Raw genomic sequence first — 19,516 nt, 5'->3', positions numbered from 1 at the left:
AAAATCAGTCTGTAAGTTGATAGCCAGCACGTAGGCATGACTATCAGCCTACGGACTGGCGGCCGGGATCCACGTGCTCCCGGTGACTACGTTTAGCGCGGAGAAACGGTTACGGTACCGCTACGGTCACTGGCGATCATCACACGTTGGCCAGCACTGAAACGGGTGGGCCCCTGAGCCTGTACGACAACGATATTGCTGCCATCATCACGGCGAATTTCCAGTTGAACACCTTCACTGCGGTTCATCGCACTCTGGATACCCTGGCCTGCTACGCCACCCGCAACGGCACCACCAGCAGTTGCCAAACTATTACCACGGCCACCGCCGATAGTATTCCCCAGGAATCCACCCACCACGGCACCACCAATGGCACCGGCAACATTATTATTATTACCGCCCTGAATGGTGACCGGGCGGGCAGAAACTATCGAGCCGTAAGTGACGGTCTGTACTTGTCGTGCCTGAGAGGCAGTAAAAGTATCACCAGACGCAGTGTTATTGGCACACCCACTTAATACGGTGGTGGCAAGTGCTACGGCAATGACCAGCTTATTCATAATCAACCCCTATCCTCAGTGCAAGTCAGAATTCATTCAGCTTATATATCCGTCATATTTCAAGTCGCCTGTGCATTGGCTGTCTTCCTGCAACTCGAATTATTTGGGGTATAGATAGCTGTTAATAATGACTATAGCGTGATTGCAGTTAATCTGAAGAGATAAATATCATGTTGATACTTAATTCATTGAGACCACAAAGGTCGGGGGGAGCCCATTGGCTCACTTAATGTGGGGCTGATACACGAAAACGGAAGCGACTCCCTGAGGTCCCCCCGTCGCTTATCCCCCCTCAAATGTGGCTGAATATGTGGGTCATATCACTTTTTATATTATTGGTTGATTATATCATCATAGGTTATTTTTTAACCAAACCTATGGCTATAGGTGGATGTGAAGACGTGGCTGTAAAGCGTTATCGGTGAATATTACCCGCATTGGCAGGCATCGGTCGTTTGACATGGAGAACGACCGATGCCTGCATCCAATGATAATGCCCGGATTTTTGCTATCAAATACGCTCATCACCACCGGCTAGCCCGTGATAACTTTCTTGGTGGTGACCCACACGACGGGCCGATGCCGATTGGCTATTTTGTCTGGGCTATCGTAGGGGCTACACGCACGATTATGGTTGATACCGGATTTGATGCTGCCATGGCCCGTCAGCGTGGCCGGACAATCACGCATTGCATTGAAGACGGTCTGAGCCAACTTGGCATCGGATGCCACGCATTTCTACGCCAATATTCAGCAACGCCGGCCTTATCCAATCCTTTATAACGTTGGCGATGTCTTGGAAGGCTACAACATGCTCTATCGCTGGGCCGATTCATTCGACCATATTATTCCCGGACATGATCCGATGGTGTTGCAACGTTACCCTGCGGGTACGCCGGAAACGGCCGCATGGATCGCTCAGGTTGATGTTGCTCCCCTCACTCAATGGACGTGAAATGTATTTCAGCCGAACGGATTAAGCGAGTGCTCTGGCGACCAATAACGATTAAGGGGGTCAGATGAAACAACCGCAACGTATTGGTTTTATTGGTTTGGGGAAGATGGGAACCCCTATGGTGCAGCGCCTGGTAAAGGCGGGTTTTGAGCTGTATCTCTGTGATGCAGATATCACCAAGGTGCAAATACTGACGGCAGAACTCAACGCTGAACCACTCACGGTAGATAATGCGGCATCTTTAGATGCATTGATCACCATGTTGCCCAACTCTGAGGCTGTTGAACAGGCATTGCTGGGAAGTGACGGGATATCGGGATGGGTTGCACAGCTATCTAAAGCGGCAGTGGTGATCGACATGAGTTCCTCCGATCCTGAACGCTCACGTCGTCTGGCGATCTTGCTGGCTGTATGGGAACTGGATTATCTGGATGCCCCCGTCTCTGGTGGAGTAAAAAAAGCCCAGAGCGGGACATTATCGATCCTGACTGGGGGCGAGGATAGGGTACTTAAATCTTGTTATACCGCTTTGGCTGCAATGGGGGAACAGATCCTGTTTGTTGGCCCTGCGGGGAGTGGCCATGCGGCCAAGGCATTGAATAATTATGTATCAGCGACGGGGCTGTTGGCGACAATCGAAGCACTGCATATTGCCCAACGGTTTGGGATCGAACCCGAGGTGATGACCGATGTGCTCAATACCTCCACTGGCCGGAGTAATACTTCAGAAAGCACAGTGCGCCAATTTATGCTGAACGGCTCGTATGCCTCCGGCTTTGCGCTGCAATTGATGAATAAAGACCTGCATATCGCACGTAATTTGGCACAACGGCTTAATTACCCAATGAAACTGGGCACGCACTGTGTCGATGTTTGGAATGAAGTTTCTCGGCGTGCAACACCAATGACGGACCATACCGAGATGTACCGGCTGTTGATCAACAAGGAGCCATAGCTCCATAAATTCTGTGACTGTTCCTTACAATTACTAGACGCATAACCATTAAAAAATTGGTTTTTTTGGGTGAAGTGATGGGTTTTTGTTGCTGATATCTTGAGTATACAAAGCACCGTGTATCACGTGCTGCATCACGAATAATAAAAAAGGCGCTAACCAATTAAGGATAACGCCTTTTTAAACAACACCTTAACTGACTAGTATCAGTTCATGCCGTATTTTTTCAATTTCTTACGCAGCGTACCGCGGTTGATGCCCATCATCAGGGCTGCACGGGTTTGGTTGCCACGGGTGTATTGCATCACCATGTCCAACAATGGCTGTTCAACTTCAGCCAGTACCAACTCATACAGGTCACTTACATCTTGACCATTCAGTTGAGCAAAATAGTTCTTCAGTGCTTGTTTAACCGAGTCACGCAAAGGCTTTTGAGTTACCTGGTCCTGTGAGTTTACGGTTGCAACGGTCAGTACGTCAGAATTTACGCGTTGTTCGAACATAGTTCTGTCAGCTCTTTTTTCTGTTTACGCAAGATTTTCGAAATATGCCTCCAACGCCTCCAGCTGTTCGCTGGCATCCTCAATGGCGTTGAATGTGCGCCGAAACTGGTCGTTAGGGGCGTGCTCTTGGAGATACCAAGAGACGTGCTTACGTGCAATACGAAATCCCTTGCCTGGACCATAAAAGTCGTGCAATTCCCGTATATGCCCGTCTAACAAACGCTGCACTTCGCCAAGTGGCATCGGTGGCAGCAGTTCCCCAGTGTCCAGATAATGCTGGATTTCCCGGAAGATCCACGGTCTTCCCTGAGCGGCACGGCCTATCATCAGAGCATCTGCTCCAGTGTAGTCGAGTACCGCTCTGGCTTTATGCGGGTCAGTGATGTCACCATTCGCGATAACGGGAATGGAAACAGTCTGCTTAACTGCTCGAATACTGTCGTATTCCGCCTCACCATTAAACAGGCAAGAACGGGTTCGGCCATGAATCGTCAGGGCTTGTATACCACAATTTTCGGCCAGTTGGGCAATTTCTATACAGTTACGGTGTTCTGGTGACCAACCCGTCCGGATCTTCAACGTCACCGGCACATCTACCGCATTAACCACTGCGGAGAGGATCTGTTTGACCAGATCAGGATGCTGCAATAATGCAGAACCCGCCAGCTTGCGGTTCACTTTCTTGGCCGGACACCCCATATTGATATCGATGATTTGGGCACCACTCGCCACATTGATTTTGGCGGCTGCTGCCATCTCATCTGGATCGTTACCGGCAATTTGCACGTTACGAATCCCGGGTTCATCAATATGGACCATGCGTAAACGCGACTTATCCGTTCGCCAAACCTCTGGATTAGAGGAGAGCATTTCAGATACAGCCATCCCAGCCCCCATACCATGACATAGCGCTCTGAAGGGGCGATCTGTGATGCCCGCCATCGGGGCGGCAATCAGGCAATTTGTAAGCTGGAAGTGTCCAATACGCATAGACAAAGAATGACCACACTGTGTCCGTAAGGGCGCGTATATTACGCATTTTTGCGCCCAGATGAAAGGCCAAACTTTGACCAATTGATGAAAAAATAGCAATGAATAATAGGCTAACGTTGTATTTTTAGATATTTAATTATAAATAACATCACGTTACGCTTATCTGGTTGAATTGTGCGCTTTGGTATTTTCTGTCAAACAACATAATTATCAACTGGGAAAGTATCAAAAACAGGGTCGATAGTGCTGTTTTATTCATCAAATCAAAGATAAAGAGTAGAAATATATCTGTCACACATCTCGTTGCAATTAAAAAGAATATGAGATAAAGGGCGGCTAAAAGCCAGAAACCCTATCGTTATTCCATAGTAAAATCATGGGTATGCCGTTCTCACCTGACGGTGCGATGCTGTTGATACTGAAATATTATCGATACAGAAATATTGTTGATGATGAAAGGTGGCTGGCGTTGAAAGGTTAATAGTGACGCACACGGACTCAAGTCCGTGTGCGTCTGGCGGTGACACCAAATATTTTGGGTGTGTCGTGAGTTAAAGCAAAATTATTTTTTGATACCGGTGATGCGGCACCATTCTTCTTTCTCGGCGACCGGGTCGAGGATGAATTTATCCTCATAGGCCTGTGCGACTCCCGCCGCTTGCGTTGCCAATACCCCAGACAACCCAAGATGGCCGCCCGTCGTCGGTAAGACGCTAATCAGGGGGGCCAGTTCCCGTAATGGGCCTGCCAGAATATTAGCCACGACCACATCAGCAGATAGTTCTGTGGGCTGGTCTTTTGCCAGATACAGCTCCAAACGCTCTGAAACGCCGTTACGCTGCGCGTTATCGCGACTGGCTTGAATGGCCTGCGGATCGATATCAATGCCAATAGCGCGCGCTGCACCGAGTTTTAGCGCGGCAATCGCCAGGATGCCAGAGCCACAACCGAAGTCGATGAGGGTTTTACCATTGAGATCGAGGCTATCCAGCCATTGGAGGCACAATGCTGTGGTAGGGTGGGTACCCGTACCAAAGGCTAAGCCGGGGTCGAGCATAACGTTAACTGCCGTTGGATCTGGCACATCACGCCAGCTTGGGCAGATCCACAGGCGCTCACCAAAACGCATCGGATGGAAGTTATCCATCCATTCACGCTCCCAATCTTTATCTTCCAACTGTTCAATTTTATGGATAAAGCCTTTGCCGATCTGCGGGTGGCATTCCAACATAGCGACCACTTCAGCCATATCGGTTTCTGCATCATACAGACCAATGACATCGGTATCGCCCCACAGACGGGTTTCACCTGGCAGTGGCTCGAAGACCGGATTATCGTGGGTGTCCTGAAAAGTGACCGACACAGCACCACTTTCCACCAGAACGTCCCCTAGGGATTCGGCTTGGTTGCCGGTGGTGTTTAATTTTAGTTGGATCCAAGGCATAGCAATTCTCTCAAGTGCCGGTATCGGGGCCATAACCACGATACCGGCTGATGTGTTGATATAATAATAGTGATTTTAATCGGCACTGACGATGGCGGGTTGTCGTACCCGCGCTCTGTCACCAAATAGATTACCGATATAAAACGCCAACAGATTAAGCGCAAGTGACGGCACAATGGGGTGCAGGCCGGCTATCTTTATGTCGAAGCTGGCTAATACCGTATAGCATACCGCACCGACGATCATTGAGCTAAGGGCGCCGTGGGCATTGGCCCGCTCCCAGTATAACCCCAGCACCAATGGCCAGAGGAATACCGCTTCCAGTCCGCCAAAGGCCAGTAGGTTCAACCAGATAATCATTTCAGGTGGTCGCCAGGCGGCCAAGAGCAATAACAGCCCAAGGATGAGTGTGGATAAGCTGGAGATACGCGCTAGCTTGCGCTCATTCTTTAACTCTGCTGGCCGCAGATTGAGATACAAATCTTTCACAATGGTAGCAGAAGATTGCAGTAACTGAGCATTGATGGTCGACATGATCGCCGCCATGGGGGCTGCCAGGAAGATCCCCGCGGCAAACGGAGGTAGCACGGTGATCATTAGTGTCGGGATCACTTGATCTGGAATTTTCAGATCAGGTAACACCGCCCGCCCCAGCGCGCCGGCCAGATGCATTCCGAACATCAGGATCGCCACCACGATGGTGCCGAGGATAATACCGCGATGTACGGCTTTACTGTCACGATACGAAATACAACGTACGGCGGTGTGTGGCAGACCGATCACCCCAAAGCACACCAGGATCCAGAACGAAGCCATAAACGGCACGTCGAGGATCTGATCGCCACCTTGCGGGGAAACCAGCGCCGGATCGATATGTTGCAGCGTCTCGACGGCTTTATGTAGGCCACCTGCCGCGTGGATCACGGCGACTAACAGCAAAATGGTCCCGACCAGCATGACCAGCCCTTGTAGGGCATCATTCAGTACACTGGCCCGGAATCCACCAAATGAGGTGTACAGAGCGATACTGATACCAAAAATTAATAAGCCAGTGTCGTAAGGGACACCTGCCGCCGTTTCCAACAACCGTGCGCCACCAATAAATTGCACGGTCATGGCACCGACAAAGGCCACCAGCAGGCTGAGGCTGGCTAGCCACACCAGTAAACGGCTCTGATAGCGGGCATACAACATATCGTTGAGGGTCACGGCATTATAGCGACGTGCCAGAATGGCAAACTTCTTACCTAGGACACCGAGGGAAAGCCAGACCGCAGGCAATTGGATCATCGCCAGCAGAACCCAGCCAAGGCCGTATTTATAAGCGGCACCTGGTCCACCAATAAACGAACTGGCGCTGATATAGGTGGCGGTCAGGGTCATCGCCAGTACGAAACCACCCATCGAACGGTTGCCGATAAAATATTCGTTGAGAAAATTCCCGGTTTGGCGGCGAGTATAAGCATAAATAGATAGGCCAAAGACCAACACCAGATAGCCGACTAATGGCAGAACGACATCAGTTTGCATCGTCATCCTCCAGTGGGATATCGCGGAATATCAGCCGTACCATCAGAATACACAGCACAATAAACAGGAGTGGTAATGCAATACAGGCTGCTTCAAACCAGGCAGGTAGGCCGCTTATTCCGGGAAGATTACCCGGTAAGTAAGCGGTTATTATCCACCCAGCAAGGTAGGCCAGTGTTAGGCCAAAGGCCCAGCGTGCTTCTTTGTTTGCCTGTAGGAACCTTGTTTCCATATGTTCTCCCCATACCCTTCGTATTTGGCGCTACAGCGTTGTTAGCGGCACTCACCCACCCGAATCGCTTACTTGAGTAAGCTCATCGGGATGTATTTTTTTGCTGCCTGGCTGTAACACCAACTCCATTGGGTAACCTTTTCGTATTTGGCGCTACAGCGTTGTTAGCGGCACTCACCCACCCGAATCACTTACTTGAGTAAGCTCATCGGGATGTATTCGTTTGCTGCCTGGCTGTAACACCAACTCCATTGGGTAACCTTTTCGTATTTGGCGCTACAGCGTTGTTAGTGGTACTCACCCACCCGAATCAACTCATCGGGACTTGTTCATTTACTGTCTTGCTTTGGGTATATCCGTTGCAGAAAAGAAAAAACCGGTCGGAATGATATTTCATAAACAGCCCATTGTTTAGCTGAAGCTAACGGTTTAGATAAAATATTCTAAGGCCATCTATTTTCTTGTCTCAATCACCTTGGAAATTCAAATGTTGTTTTCAGTCAGTTTGGAGACGGCTGGTTCCTGACGACAATAGCACAGGCACTATTTTGTTAAGCATGAGTATATTAATAATACTGCTTTTAATACTCACTCCACGGAATAACCGATATTATCTGTAATAAATATTATTTTATATATTTAATGTTGAATTTTTATTATAACTTTTTCCTAAAATATATTTTTCATTGACGCTGTTTATTTTTGGCCTTTGTTATATATGAAATTGGGAAAAACAATTCAAGTATTAGACCAACTGATGGCATGATTATTAATCATTAATAACATGAAAAAATAATAAATTTAATTGATTGGATTTGTTCTTTTTAATATTGTTTTGGTGGTAGGAAATTACATTGTAAAAATAACTGTATTTACTACTGATAAATTACTTTTATCAATATAAACATTAACTTAAAATTTTATAGGAATTTACCCATGAAAAAAATCGTTGCCTCTCTTCTATTAGTCTGTGCCAGTGCTTCCATCGCTCCAGTATATGCATCTGGCATTAACTGGCATTTAGATAGATGCCCACAAGGCGGAGGCGCAATGGTCTCATACGATGAAAATGGAAAGGAAAATTTTTTCCGATGCATGTCAAGAGCAAATTAAAAACTTTCAGCTTAAATAAACTGACGGTAAGATATTCGGCTGTTTAAATTAACAAGATTTTGGGTTGTTTAAATTAAGTAGCCATCAAGGCCTGAATTCCGCACTCTACAGAATTCAGGCTTTTTAACTTCAGTTTATGCCATAAAAAACTGCCCCTCCAAATATCGGGTTGTTATCCAATATTTGGGGGGCAACTCAATTAACTGGACCTGCTATAACAGCTAAAATGATGTACGAAAGGCGAAATATCAGGTTTCTTGCAACCCGAGTTTTTTCTCCAGATAGTGGATATTAGTCCCACCGTGCTGGAAGTTCTCGTCATTCATAATGCGTTGCTGTAACTCAACGTTGGTTTTGATGCCATCGATAATGAGCTCTGCCAAGGCATTTTTCATTCGAGCAATCGCCACATCACGGTTTTCACCGTAAGTGATCAGCTTACCAATCATGGAGTCATAATACGGAGGCACAGTATAGCCTGCGTAAATATGAGATTCCCAACGAACACCGAAACCACCCGGCGCATGGAAGCGGGTAATTTTACCCGGACTTGGCAAGAAGGTATTTGGATCTTCGGCGTTAATACGGCATTCAATGGCGTGGCCATGCACTTTCACTTCATCTTGTTTGATGGAGAGAGGTTGGCCAGCCGCGATACGTAGCTGCTCTTTGATCAAGTCAATACCGGTGATCATTTCGGTAACCGTGTGTTCAACCTGAATACGGGTGTTCATTTCAATGAAATAGAACTCACCGTTTTCATACAAGAACTCAAAGGTACCGGCACCGCGATAACCGATTTCCATACAGGCTTTCGCGCAGCGTTCACCGATATAACGGCGCATTTCGCTGGTGATACCCGGTGCAGGTGCTTCTTCAACCACTTTTTGGTGGCGGCGCTGCATAGAACAGTCGCGCTCGGCCAGATAGATAGCATTACCCTGACCATCAGCCAAAATCTGAACCTCGATATGGCGTGGGTTCTCAAGGTATTTCTCCATATAAACCATATCGTTATTGAAAGCAGCTTTCGCTTCCGCACGGGTCATGTTAATGGATTCTTCCAGATCCTTGTCGTGACGAACCACACGCATACCACGGCCACCGCCGCCGCCAGATGCCTTGATAATGACCGGATAACCGATACGTTTGGCAAAGGCTTTGTTCTTAGCTGTGTCGTCGCTTAATGGGCCATCAGAACCGGGTACGCATGGCACACCGGCTTTCTTCATTGCGCTGATCGCGGAAACTTTATCGCCCATCAGGCGAATGGTTTCGGCTCGTGGGCCAATGAAAATGAAACCAGAACGTTCTACCTGTTCGGCAAAATCAGCATTTTCAGACAGGAAACCATAGCCGGGGTGAACAGCCACCGCGCCGGTGATCTCAGCAGCCGAAATGATTGCCGGGATGTTCAGATAGCTTTTAACTGAAGGCGCGGGACCAATACAAACAGTCTCGTCAGCCAGTAATACGTGTTTCAGGTCACGATCCGCAACAGAGTGAACGGCGACAGTCTTGATCCCCAGCTCCTTACAAGCCCGTAGGATACGCAGCGCAATCTCACCGCGGTTAGCGATTACGATTTTATCAAGCATGGAACGCCTCGTTATTCGATGATGACAAGAGGCTCGTCGAATTCAACCGGTTGGCCGTTTTCAACCAGAATGGCTTTTACAGTACCGGATTTATCTGCTTCGATTTGGTTCATCATTTTCATCGCTTCAACGATGCAAAGAGTATCACCAACAGAAACTTTCTGACCGACTTCAACGAAGGCTTTGGCATCTGGGCTAGGGGTGCGGTAGAACGTACCGACCATTGGAGAACGTACGATATGACCACTTATCGCTGCCGGTGCGGCTTCAGCAACTGGTGCTGGGGCGACAGCGGCTGCCAGCGCTGGCTGCTGTTGTGGTGCCGCAAAAGCATAAGGCTGTTGCATCATTGGGTAGTTCGGTGCGGCAGGAGCACGACTGATACGTACTGACTCTTCGCCTTCTGAGATTTCCAGCTCTGAAATACCAGACTCTTCAACCAGTTCGATCAGTTTCTTAATCTTACGAATATCCATAAGTGTGATTCCGTACTCTTTTCGTGTTGCAATTAGTTGGGTTTTGACAAGCGATTTACCGCTGCCTGTAAAGCAAAGTTGTAGCCATCTGCGCCAAGTCCGCAGATTACGCCAACCGCGATGTCGGAGAGATATGAATGATGACGGAAAGGCTCCCTGGCATGCACGTTAGACAAGTGGATCTCGATAAATGGGATCTGCACGCCTAGCAACGCATCACGCAGTGCCACGCTGGTATGCGTAAACGCTGCGGGGTTAATCAGGATAAAATCGGTATTACCCCGTGCCTGGTGAATTCTATCGATCAGCGCATGTTCTGCATTTGACTGCAAATGGGAAAGCGCGACATCCATTCCCTGAGCCTGAATCTCTAACTGACTGACAATTTCAGCCAGCGTGGTGTAACCATACTTTTCTGGTTCACGCGTTCCAAGCAGATTCAAGTTAGGGCCATTCAGAAGCAAAATGTGAAACTTATCCGACATTGTGCTGGTATCTCCGGCAATTAGTCCATCATCGTAAAAAATAACCTGCTGCTACCGATTTGTCACCTTTTTACGACGAAATTGACACAGCGATCGGCACTAAGGTTGGGCATTATAATGATATCGTAGCAATTAGCAGCTAAATACTGGTCTTATCAGCGAAGATATTCAATAAAAAAAATAGCGAACTGTGCGTTCACTCATCGATTTCTACCCTGCACACGGGATGTTGCAGGGTAGATGTAATAAACAGTTCGGGCTTTTAGCGGAACCATTGACGAAATTTTTTATAACGCGGTAGCAGTAATTTATAACGTAGTAACAGTAATAGCGCTGCTATCACCGCATAGATAATGGGCCAGGGTGAGAGTGTTTTCACTGACCAAAGATAATGAATAGGGGCTAAAATGGCGACAACATACACCCAATTATGTAGTTTTTGCCAGAGCGGTCCCATTTTTCGTTGTGCCCACCGGGTGGAGGTGAGTGCCAGCGCCAGTAACACCAGCCAACTGATAATGCCCAATGTCAGATAAGGGCGGTTAATCAACTCACGCCCCAACAGGCCAATATTACTCAGCCCCAGTTCCAATATCGAGTAGCTGAGTAAATGTAGTGTTCCCCAAGCAAAACACCATAGGCCTAATAAGCGGCGACAGCGCAGTAACAACGGTTGTTTACTGTAGCGAGCCAATGGCGAGACCACTAAGGTTGCCAAAAGTAATTTAAGGGCCATACGCCCGGTAAAATGTTGAATATCTTTGGCGGGATCAGCACTTAGCCTCCCCAGATCGATCGATAATACGAGCCACAGAAGCGGTAATGCTGCCGCCAGCCAAATGGCGATTTTTAGCCATGTGATGTGTCGTAAACTGAGCCGCATTAGAAATTCTTCCGTAAATCTAAACCACGATATAGCGATGCCACTTGGTCAGCATAGCCGTTAAATAACAAGGTGGGCTGGCGTTTTACATCCAGAATACCGCCAGAACCGATAACGCGCTCGGTGGCCTGTGACCAGCGGGGATGATCGACGTGCGGGTTCACATTGGCATAAAAGCCATATTCGTTGGGGGCGCTCAAATTCCAGGTGGTTGGCGGCTGCTCATGTGTCAGGCGAATATGCACGATGGACTTAATGCTCTTAAAGCCATATTTCCACGGTGTCATGAGCCGTAGCGGTGCACCATTTTGCGGTGGTAGGGTTTTGCCATACACGCCAACAACCATAAAGGCCAGTGGGTGCATAGCTTCATCTAACCGCAGCCCTTCGACATAGGGGTAGTCCAGCCCCCCACCAATAAAGCGGTTTTTCTGCCCGGGCATTTGATCTGGGGCATACAATGTTTGGAACGCCACATAGCGGGCATTACTGGTCGGCTCTGCTAATTTCAGCAGTTTCCCTAACTCAAAACCGATCCATGGTACGACCATAGACCACGCTTCGACGCAGCGTAGGCGATAGATACGCTCTTCAAGGGGAAAGCGTTTCATCAGATAATCCATATCCAGCGTCATGGGCTTAACGACATCGCCGTCAATCTTAATCTGCCAGCCTTCTGTTTTCAGTGTGCCAGCATTCGCGGCGGGATCAGCTTTATCCAACCCAAACTCATAGAAATTATTGTACCCAGTCACTTTGTCTTCTGGCGTTAAAGCCAAGTCTGGGTGGTAAGCGGCTGATGGGGTGAACGTCAATGGTTGACCTGAGGGCGCTTTGGGCGGCTCGTTACCTTTAAACCAAGCCAGTAAGTCGGCTTGTGCTGATGCTGGCAGAGCCAATGTGGCTGCGGTGATCCCCAGAGCCTGCAACACCTTACGTCGTTGATAAAAAATACTCTCTGGCGTGACGTCTGCCTCAGTCAGTTTACGTGGCTTCTTGAGACTTACTGCATTGCTTTTCGTCTGAGAACAGTTGTTTTTAGCATGAGTGTTGTTCTTAGCATGAGTAAACGTGTTTTGCATAGCAATGACTCCATCGAACAGTTGCCTCTGATGTAGTTAATCATGGTGGCAAATAGGAACAAGTGCGAAGGTTCTAAGAAAAATATGAAATTTCAACCACCGAGGCAAGTGTGAAACTTATCTCGGTGGTTGCTGTAACGATTAATTAGTGGAAGTGAGTGCCGCCAGTGAATAAGGACAAATCAGCGGACTTTGACTAAGGTACGCCCGGTGACTTCATTTGCCAGTAACCTGGCCGCAATGGTGGGTGTATCAGCCAGCGTGATGGCTTGTGATGCTTGCTGATAGAAACTTTCAGGCAAAATTTTCTGTAATCGCTGCCAGGTTTGCAGGCGGCGAGGAGGTGGCGTCATCACTGAATCCACGCCCTGTAGGCGAATATTACGCAGAATAAATGGCATGACGGTGGTTGGCAGATTATAACCTCCCGCCAGGCCGCATGCTGCGACGGCACCGTTATAATTCATCTGGGCCAGTATTTTGGCCAACATGCTATCACCCACGGTATCAATCGCTCCTGCCCATAGCTGTTTTTCCAGTGGCCGTGAAGCATCAAGATAATCACTGCGCGGTAATATCCTATGTGCGCCCAGGCTCTTTAGATAGTCACTGTTACTGTCACGGCCAGAAATAGCGACAATCTGGTAGCCTAACGCTGAAAGTAAGGCAATTGCCGTGCTACCAACGCCACCACTGGCCCCGGTTACCACCACTTCACCGCTTTTTGGGGTCACGCCACCGTCTTCCAGTGCCATGACGCACAGCATGGCGGTAAAACCTGCGGTACCAATGATCATCGCTTTACGTGCATCTAGCCCGTCTGGCATGGGGACTAGCCAATCGCCATTCACTCGTGCTTGCTCGGCGAGTCCTCCCCAATGGTTTTCGCCTACCCCCCAACCGGTTAACAAGACCGATTGGCCGATATGAAAACGTGGATCTTCGCTGCTGTGTACTGTTCCGGCGAAATCAATACCCGGTACCATAGGAAATTGGCGGATAATCTTCCCCTGACCCGTAATCGCCAATGCATCTTTATAATTCAGGCTGGACCAATTGACGTCTACAGTGACATTACCAGCAGGCAGTTGTGAGGACGAAATTTGGCGTACTTCTGCGGTGGTGCGTCCTTCAATTTGCTCAAGTATCAGTGCTCGCATGTCGTGCTCCCTAATTACCGAGGTTATTGACAAAGTGCCCGCGACGGAGAGAACAGGCAGATCGTAAAGACGCCGTAAATACATCCATGTAGGCTCGAGCCGCGCCATCCTTGGCGCGGACGCTTTACTCCTCTGCCTATCCTCACCGTTCAAGATCGCGTCATCGGGGTTTGTCAGCAGTCTGACCCCTTCTTACTTAACTTTGCCGCCGTGTCAGCCGCTCTCGCTACTCTGCCGATTGGTGATTCGTTTGCTGCAATGTCAATAACGTTGGGTATCAATGGTGAAAAGACAGAAATAAAAAACCTGTGTTAAGGGTGAGCCAATATAGCGGTTACAGCAAATTTCTAGGCTGATCGGGGACAAAAATCATGCTGTTAGTGATTATCAGGGGCTATGCTTATTAGAGGGATAGGCTGAACGTCAGGGAAAAGGACTAAATTATTGTGTATTTGTCGTATTCTGCAGTAAAAAATCAGCGTTACGGGTTCTTTTTGTCATATAGTACTTGCCCCCATGAATTTGAGGGACTCTATTCATTTAATTGCACTAGGCAAGGCTAAGTAATGCGATTTACAACCAAACTTTCTGCGTTTATGACGCTGCTGGTCGTATTGGCTATGTGTTTAGTCTTACTGGGCAGCACGATCAGCTTCTTCTATTTATGCCAGAAGAAGATGGAGCAACGGCTCCAAAGTATTGTGACCGCTTACGATCAGTCACTGCTACTGCAACCCATCAATAAAAAACGTGAATGGCTGCCACTGATGATGCAGGCCCTTGGTGTGGTAGATGTCAGTATCAAAAATAGCACTAGTACCCTCTATCAACTCCATACTCCAGCGGTTTATACGCCTTGGAACAGCAACAGTAGCTACCGCCAGATGGTATTGCCTCTGTTGCATCAACCAGGGACGGATATGCATTTCAACTATATTGACCCGCTGGGCAGCTATGCCCGTTCTATTTATGCCGCGGCCATTTTATCGCTGGTGGTGGTGGTCATTGCGTTAACGTTGTTGTTGAGTTTTCGCTGGCTACGTGACCAGACCGTCGGGCAGGAAAAACTTGAACGGCGGGCAAGGCGTATTCTCAGTGGTGAACGTGAGCATGCGGTGCGCAGCGAGGATTACGAATGGCCACCTTGTGCCAGCAGGGCTATTGACCATTTATTATCTGAGCTGATGGAGGTGCGGGCAGAACGCAATCGGGTAGATACGTTAATCCGCACGTTTGCGGCTCAAGATGCTCAGACTGGCCTCAGTAACCGCCAGTTTTTTGATAACCAACTGACCACGCAACTTGAAGAGACCGGTGCGCACGGTGTGGTCATGATGGTGCAACTGCCCGATTTTGAAGCCTTAAATGAAACCCACGATCACCAGCAAGTACAGGAACTGATGGGGTCACTGGTTAACCTACTGTCAACTTTTGTGGCCCGCTATCCCTCCGCACTCCTGGCCCGCTACCTTAATAGTGACATCGCGATATTACTGCCCCACAAAACGTTGAAAGATGCCGATGTGATGGCCGCACAATTGGTGAATGCGGTGAGAACATTACCGGAGCCTCATATTATAGATCGCGAATCACTGTTACATATTGGCATCGTGGCTTACCGTAGTGGTGAGTCAGCCGAACAAATTATGGACAATGCAGGGCAGGCGACCAAAAATGCGGCGCTGTATGGTGGGAACGGTTGGTATGTGTACGATACTCAGGTACCGGAGCGTGGGCGTGGCAGTGTTAAATGGCGCACATTGCTGGAACAGACTCTGGCGAGCGGAGGCCCAAGGCTTTATCAAAAACCGGTTATTACTGTGGATGGCAAGATAAGCCACCGTGAAATAATTAGCCGCATATATGATGGTAAGCAGGAACTACTGGCGGCCGAATTTATGCCATTGGTGCAATTGCTCGGATTGGGTGAACGTTATGATAGGCAAAAGATTGATAAGATAATTCCTTTATTATCTTTATGGCCGGATGAAACACTGGCATTTTCTATCAGCGTTGATTCATTATTACATCGTCCTTTCCAGCGCTGGTTGCGTGACACGCTATTACAGTGCAAAAAATCTGACCGAATGCGAATTATCTTTGAACTTGCAGAGGCAGATGTGTGTCAACATATCGAAGAAATCCGCCAAATGGTCCGTTTATTGCGTGGCCTAGGCTGCAAAGTGATGGCATCACAGGCTGGATTGACGGTTGTCAGCACCTCATATATTAAATCTTTGCAGGTTGAAATGATAAAGCTTCATCCCGGCGTGGTAAGAAGCATTAATTTTCGCTATGAAAATCAGTTATTTGTGGAAAGTCTGACTGGTGCCTGTGCAGGGGCGCAGACGAAAGTTTTTGCGGCAGAAGTTCGTACCCGTGAAGAATGGCAAACGCTGCAAGAGAAAGGCGTTTACGGTGGGCAGGGTAATTTCTTTGCTCCACCGACCCCATTAAACTCCGGAAAGAAAAAATATTCGTAATAGGGCCATGTTAGCCTGATCGTTGAGCAAAAATTAACGTAGAATGTGTCAGTCATTACCGTGAATCGTTGGTGTGCACTTACTTTCAACGAGAATCAGGTTAAATGTTAGATTTTATGTGCTGTGTTACGTCTGCCGTGCTAGCAAATCTGTGTTGTGCAGAGGATTTATTTAACCTTTTCAAACAAGACAGATTTTGACTGGAACGAGATATGACTGACGCAGCTACTTTTTCACCGAGTCAGGACGTTTTTGCGCCTTGTCGCTGATTCGTGTGGTTGGTAAAGTAGGCGGATTTTATTTTTCGCCCCCAGCTTGCAGGATTATCCTTTCGTTATGTTTAAGAAATTTCGTGGCATGTTTTCCAACGACTTGTCCATCGACTTGGGTACCGCCAATACCCTTATTTATGTTAAAGGACAAGGCATTGTACTGAATGAGCCTTCAGTGGTGGCTATTCGTCAGGATCGTGCCGGTTCACCAAAGAGCGTTGCAGCGGTTGGCCATGATGCCAAACAGATGCTGGGGCGTACTCCTGGTAATATCGCGGCTATTCGTCCAATGAAAGACGGCGTTATCGCCGATTTCTTTGTCACGGAAAAAATGCTGCAGCACTTTATCAAGCAAGTTCACAGCAACAGCTTCATGCGTCCGAGTCCGCGCGTGTTGGTATGCGTGCCGGTCGGGGCTACTCAGGTTGAGCGCCGTGCGATCCGTGAATCTGCCCAGGGCGCAGGTGCCCGTGAGGTGTTCCTGATTGAAGAGCCAATGGCTGCGGCCATTGGCGCGGGCTTGCCTGTTTCTGAAGCAACCGGTTCAATGGTTGTGGATATTGGTGGCGGTACCACAGAAGTGGCCGTCATCTCTCTAAACGGGGTGGTTTACTCTTCTTCTGTGCGTATCGGTGGTGACCGCTTTGATGAAGCTATCATTAATTATGTCCGTCGTAATTACGGTTCATTAATTGGTGAGGCAACAGCCGAACGTATCAAACACAGCATTGGTTCTGCTTATCCGGGCGACGAAGTGCTGGAGATCGAAGTGCGTGGTCGTAACCTTGCTGAGGGGGTACCACGTGGCTTTACGCTGAACTCCAACGAGATCCTTGAAGCGTTACAAGAACCGCTGACAGGTATTGTGAGCGCGGTTATGGTGGCTCTGGAACAGTGCCCACCAGAATTGGCTTCTGACATCTCTGAGCGCGGTATGGTATTGACCGGTGGTGGCGCATTACTGCGTAACCTGGACCGCCTTCTGATGGAAGAGACCGGCATCCCCGTCGTGGTCGCAGAAGATCCATTGACCTGCGTTGCACGTGGTGGCGGTAAAGCGTTGGAAATGATCGACATGCATGGCGGCGATTTGTTCAGCGAAGAATAGTCAGCCAAAGAAGAGATCTAGGTCGGTTGAGTCTATACCCAAAATTAATTGGGGTTGCAGCAAGTGAGCGAATCCCGATGAGCTGATTCAGGTCAGTGATTCGGGCGAATGAATAACGCTAACACCGCTGTAATTTCAAATGAGGAGGTATTTATACTCACCCGATTTAGCGTCTCCTCTTGTCGTCGAGGAATACGCATAATTTATGAAGCCGATTTTTAGTCGGGGTCCATCCCTGCAACTACGACTCTTCTTTGCCATTATTGCGGCCATTGTACTGGTTATTGCTGATAGCCGGTTGGGTACGTTCGTTAAAATACGGACTTACATGGACACCGCAGTTAGCCCTTTCTATTTTCTGGCCAATGGGCCACGTAAACTTCTCGACAACGTTTCTGATACGCTAGCCACTCGTGAACAATTGGAGTTGGAGAATCGTGCGTTACGTCAAGAGCTGTTACTGAAAAATACCGATCTCCAATTACTGGGGCAGTTCAAACAGGAAAATAACCGTTTACGGGAATTATTGGGTTCTCCTTTGCGTCAGGATGAGCAAAAAATGGTGACTCAGGTCATGTCCAGCGGGACCGATCCTTATAGTGACCATGTTGTGATTGATAAAGGCTTGAACAGCGGCGTTTATGAGGGCCAACCGGTCATCAGTGATCGCGGTGTCGTAGGCCAAGTTGTGGCAGTGAGTAAATTTACCAGCCGCGTATTATTGATTTGCGATGCTTCCCATGCACTGCCTATTCAGGTGCTGCGTAATGATATTCGGGTTATTGCTGCCGGTAGCGGTTGTAGTGATGATTTATTATTGGAACATTTGCCCAGCAATACAGATATTCGTGTAGGCGATGTGTTGGTGACGTCGGGCTTGGGTGGGCGCTTCCCTGAAGGCTATCCTGTTGCCGTTGTCTCTTCGGTTAAAGTCGACAACCAGCGCGCTTATACGGTTATTCAGGCTCGGCCAACCGCAGATTTACAACGCTTACGTTACCTACTGTTGTTGTGGGGCGCTGATCGTAATGGTGATATGCCCATGCCGCCGGATGAGGTACGCCGGGTCGCGAATGAACGTCTGGCACCGATGATGTCTCAGGTGTTGCCTTCTGCTGATGCCATGGGGCCGCCTGCGCCTGCCGCATCCACGCCCGCAGTTGTCACTCCAGGAGTTTCGCCGTGAATCGTTACAGTAGTCATGGTCGCTGGGTTATCTGGCTATCATTCCTGATTGCTATGGTGCTGCAAATTATGCCGTGGCCTGAACAGATCTATATGTTTCGGCCCTCATGGTTAGCCTTGGTACTCATTTATTGGGTGATGGCCTTGCCACACCGGGTGAATGTTGGCACGGGGTTTATTCTGGGGCTGATTATGGACCTTATTTTGGGATCGACTCTGGGAGTCCGGGCGTTGGCACTCAGTATCGTCGCCTATCTGGTGGCCTTTAAGTTCCAATTATTCCGTAATATGGCATTGTGGCAACAGGCTCTTATCGTCATGCTGCTTTCACTGACGATGGATGTCGTGGTGTTTTGGTCTGAGTTTTTGGTGATTAATGTCGCATTCCGCCCAGAAGTTTTCTGGAGTAGCGTTGTCAACGGCATTCTCTGGCCATGGCTGTTCCTGCTAATGCGTAAAATTCGCCGTCAATTTGCGGTGCAATAAGGATTTAATGCCC

General features: G+C 48.5%; 17 protein-coding genes and 2 pseudogenes. 6 read left to right on the top strand and 13 right to left on the bottom strand.

Annotation, left to right across the window (positions count from 1 at the left end; genetic code table 11):
* Positions 1 to 92: 92 nt before the first annotated feature.
* Complete coding sequence (locus tag AC971_RS09115) at positions 93 to 560, bottom strand: outer membrane lipoprotein (RefSeq protein WP_025381650.1); 468 nt, start codon at positions 558 to 560, stop codon at positions 93 to 95.
* Between the two features lie 474 nt (positions 561 to 1,034).
* Between AC971_RS09115 and AC971_RS09110 the strand changes: the two are divergent.
* Both AC971_RS09110 and AC971_RS09105 read left to right on the top strand, forming a co-directional pair.
* Positions 1,035 to 1,515: pseudogene (locus AC971_RS09110) on the top strand (MBL fold metallo-hydrolase).
* Positions 1,516 to 1,579: 64 nt separating this feature from the next.
* Positions 1,580 to 2,470: an NAD(P)-dependent oxidoreductase gene (locus AC971_RS09105; protein ID WP_025381648.1), complete on the top strand. Its 891-nt coding sequence runs from the start codon at positions 1,580 to 1,582 to the stop codon at positions 2,468 to 2,470.
* A gap of 206 nt (positions 2,471 to 2,676) precedes the next feature.
* On the opposite strand, the gene fis is transcribed toward AC971_RS09105, so the two are convergent.
* The 12 genes and pseudogenes from fis to AC971_RS25105 form a co-directional block, all read right to left on the bottom strand.
* Positions 2,677 to 2,973: a DNA-binding transcriptional regulator Fis gene (gene fis, locus AC971_RS09100; RefSeq protein ID WP_002210061.1), complete on the bottom strand. Its 297-nt coding sequence runs from the start codon at positions 2,971 to 2,973 to the stop codon at positions 2,677 to 2,679.
* 24 nt (positions 2,974 to 2,997) lie between these two features.
* Positions 2,998 to 3,963: a tRNA dihydrouridine synthase DusB gene (gene dusB, locus AC971_RS09095; RefSeq protein ID WP_038402040.1), complete on the bottom strand. Its 966-nt coding sequence runs from the start codon at positions 3,961 to 3,963 to the stop codon at positions 2,998 to 3,000.
* A 565-nt stretch (positions 3,964 to 4,528) separates the two neighbouring features.
* Complete coding sequence (prmA, locus tag AC971_RS09090) at positions 4,529 to 5,410, bottom strand: 50S ribosomal protein L11 methyltransferase (RefSeq protein WP_025381646.1); 882 nt, start codon at positions 5,408 to 5,410, stop codon at positions 4,529 to 4,531.
* A 75-nt stretch (positions 5,411 to 5,485) separates the two neighbouring features.
* Entirely contained in the window at positions 5,486 to 6,940 is a 1,455-nt protein-coding gene (panF, locus tag AC971_RS09085) for a sodium/pantothenate symporter (protein ID WP_025381645.1), read from the bottom strand.
* Positions 6,930 to 7,172: a YhdT family protein gene (locus AC971_RS09080; RefSeq protein WP_025381644.1), complete on the bottom strand. Its 243-nt coding sequence runs from the start codon at positions 7,170 to 7,172 to the stop codon at positions 6,930 to 6,932. The genes panF and AC971_RS09080 overlap by 11 nt, the downstream gene beginning before the upstream one ends.
* Before the next feature lie 1,361 nt (positions 7,173 to 8,533).
* Positions 8,534 to 9,883, bottom strand: coding sequence for an acetyl-CoA carboxylase biotin carboxylase subunit (gene accC, locus AC971_RS09075; RefSeq protein ID WP_025381643.1), 1,350 nt, complete (start codon positions 9,881 to 9,883; stop codon positions 8,534 to 8,536).
* An 11-nt stretch (positions 9,884 to 9,894) separates the two neighbouring features.
* The gene (gene accB, locus AC971_RS09070) at positions 9,895 to 10,359 is read right to left on the bottom strand and encodes an acetyl-CoA carboxylase biotin carboxyl carrier protein (protein WP_025381642.1); all 465 of its coding nucleotides are present in this window, start codon (positions 10,357 to 10,359) and stop codon (positions 9,895 to 9,897) included.
* 32 nt (positions 10,360 to 10,391) lie between these two features.
* Positions 10,392 to 10,844: a type II 3-dehydroquinate dehydratase gene (gene aroQ / locus AC971_RS09065; RefSeq protein WP_025381641.1), complete on the bottom strand. Its 453-nt coding sequence runs from the start codon at positions 10,842 to 10,844 to the stop codon at positions 10,392 to 10,394.
* 262 nt (positions 10,845 to 11,106) lie between these two features.
* The gene (msrQ, locus tag AC971_RS09060) at positions 11,107 to 11,727 is read right to left on the bottom strand and encodes a protein-methionine-sulfoxide reductase heme-binding subunit MsrQ (RefSeq protein ID WP_025381640.1); all 621 of its coding nucleotides are present in this window, start codon (positions 11,725 to 11,727) and stop codon (positions 11,107 to 11,109) included.
* Positions 11,727 to 12,809 (bottom strand): protein-methionine-sulfoxide reductase catalytic subunit MsrP, encoded by a 1,083-nt coding sequence (gene msrP / locus AC971_RS09055; protein ID WP_025381639.1) that lies wholly within the window; start codon positions 12,807 to 12,809, stop codon positions 11,727 to 11,729. The genes msrQ and msrP overlap by 1 nt, the downstream gene beginning before the upstream one ends.
* Before the next feature lie 182 nt (positions 12,810 to 12,991).
* Entirely contained in the window at positions 12,992 to 13,969 is a 978-nt protein-coding gene (gene acuI / locus AC971_RS24235) for an acrylyl-CoA reductase (NADPH) (protein ID WP_025381638.1), read from the bottom strand.
* Between the two features lie 19 nt (positions 13,970 to 13,988).
* A pseudogene (locus tag AC971_RS25105) lies at positions 13,989 to 14,057 on the bottom strand (gluconate 5-dehydrogenase); the annotation flags it as partial.
* A 478-nt stretch (positions 14,058 to 14,535) separates the two neighbouring features.
* Here AC971_RS25105 and csrD point away from each other — a divergent pair.
* The 4 genes from csrD (at position 14,536) to mreD (ending at position 19,503) form a co-directional block, all read left to right on the top strand.
* Complete coding sequence (csrD, locus tag AC971_RS09045) at positions 14,536 to 16,452, top strand: RNase E specificity factor CsrD (protein WP_025381637.1); 1,917 nt, start codon at positions 14,536 to 14,538, stop codon at positions 16,450 to 16,452.
* A 336-nt stretch (positions 16,453 to 16,788) separates the two neighbouring features.
* On the top strand, positions 16,789 to 17,832 hold the full coding sequence (gene mreB, locus AC971_RS09040; RefSeq protein WP_002228205.1) for a rod shape-determining protein MreB: 1,044 nt from the start codon (positions 16,789 to 16,791) through the stop codon (positions 17,830 to 17,832).
* 205 nt (positions 17,833 to 18,037) lie between these two features.
* Entirely contained in the window at positions 18,038 to 19,018 is a 981-nt protein-coding gene (gene mreC, locus AC971_RS09035) for a rod shape-determining protein MreC (RefSeq protein WP_025381636.1), read from the top strand.
* Positions 19,015 to 19,503 (top strand): rod shape-determining protein MreD, encoded by a 489-nt coding sequence (gene mreD, locus AC971_RS09030; RefSeq protein WP_025381635.1) that lies wholly within the window; start codon positions 19,015 to 19,017, stop codon positions 19,501 to 19,503. The genes mreC and mreD overlap by 4 nt, the downstream gene beginning before the upstream one ends.
* Positions 19,504 to 19,516 lie beyond the last annotated feature (13 nt).

It is taken from the genome of Yersinia similis (assembly GCF_001053095.1).
Lineage (GTDB): Bacteria > Pseudomonadota > Gammaproteobacteria > Enterobacterales > Enterobacteriaceae > Yersinia > Yersinia similis.
Note: the sequence above shows the minus strand (reverse complement) of the source record. Positions and strands in the feature narration are given on the sequence as shown.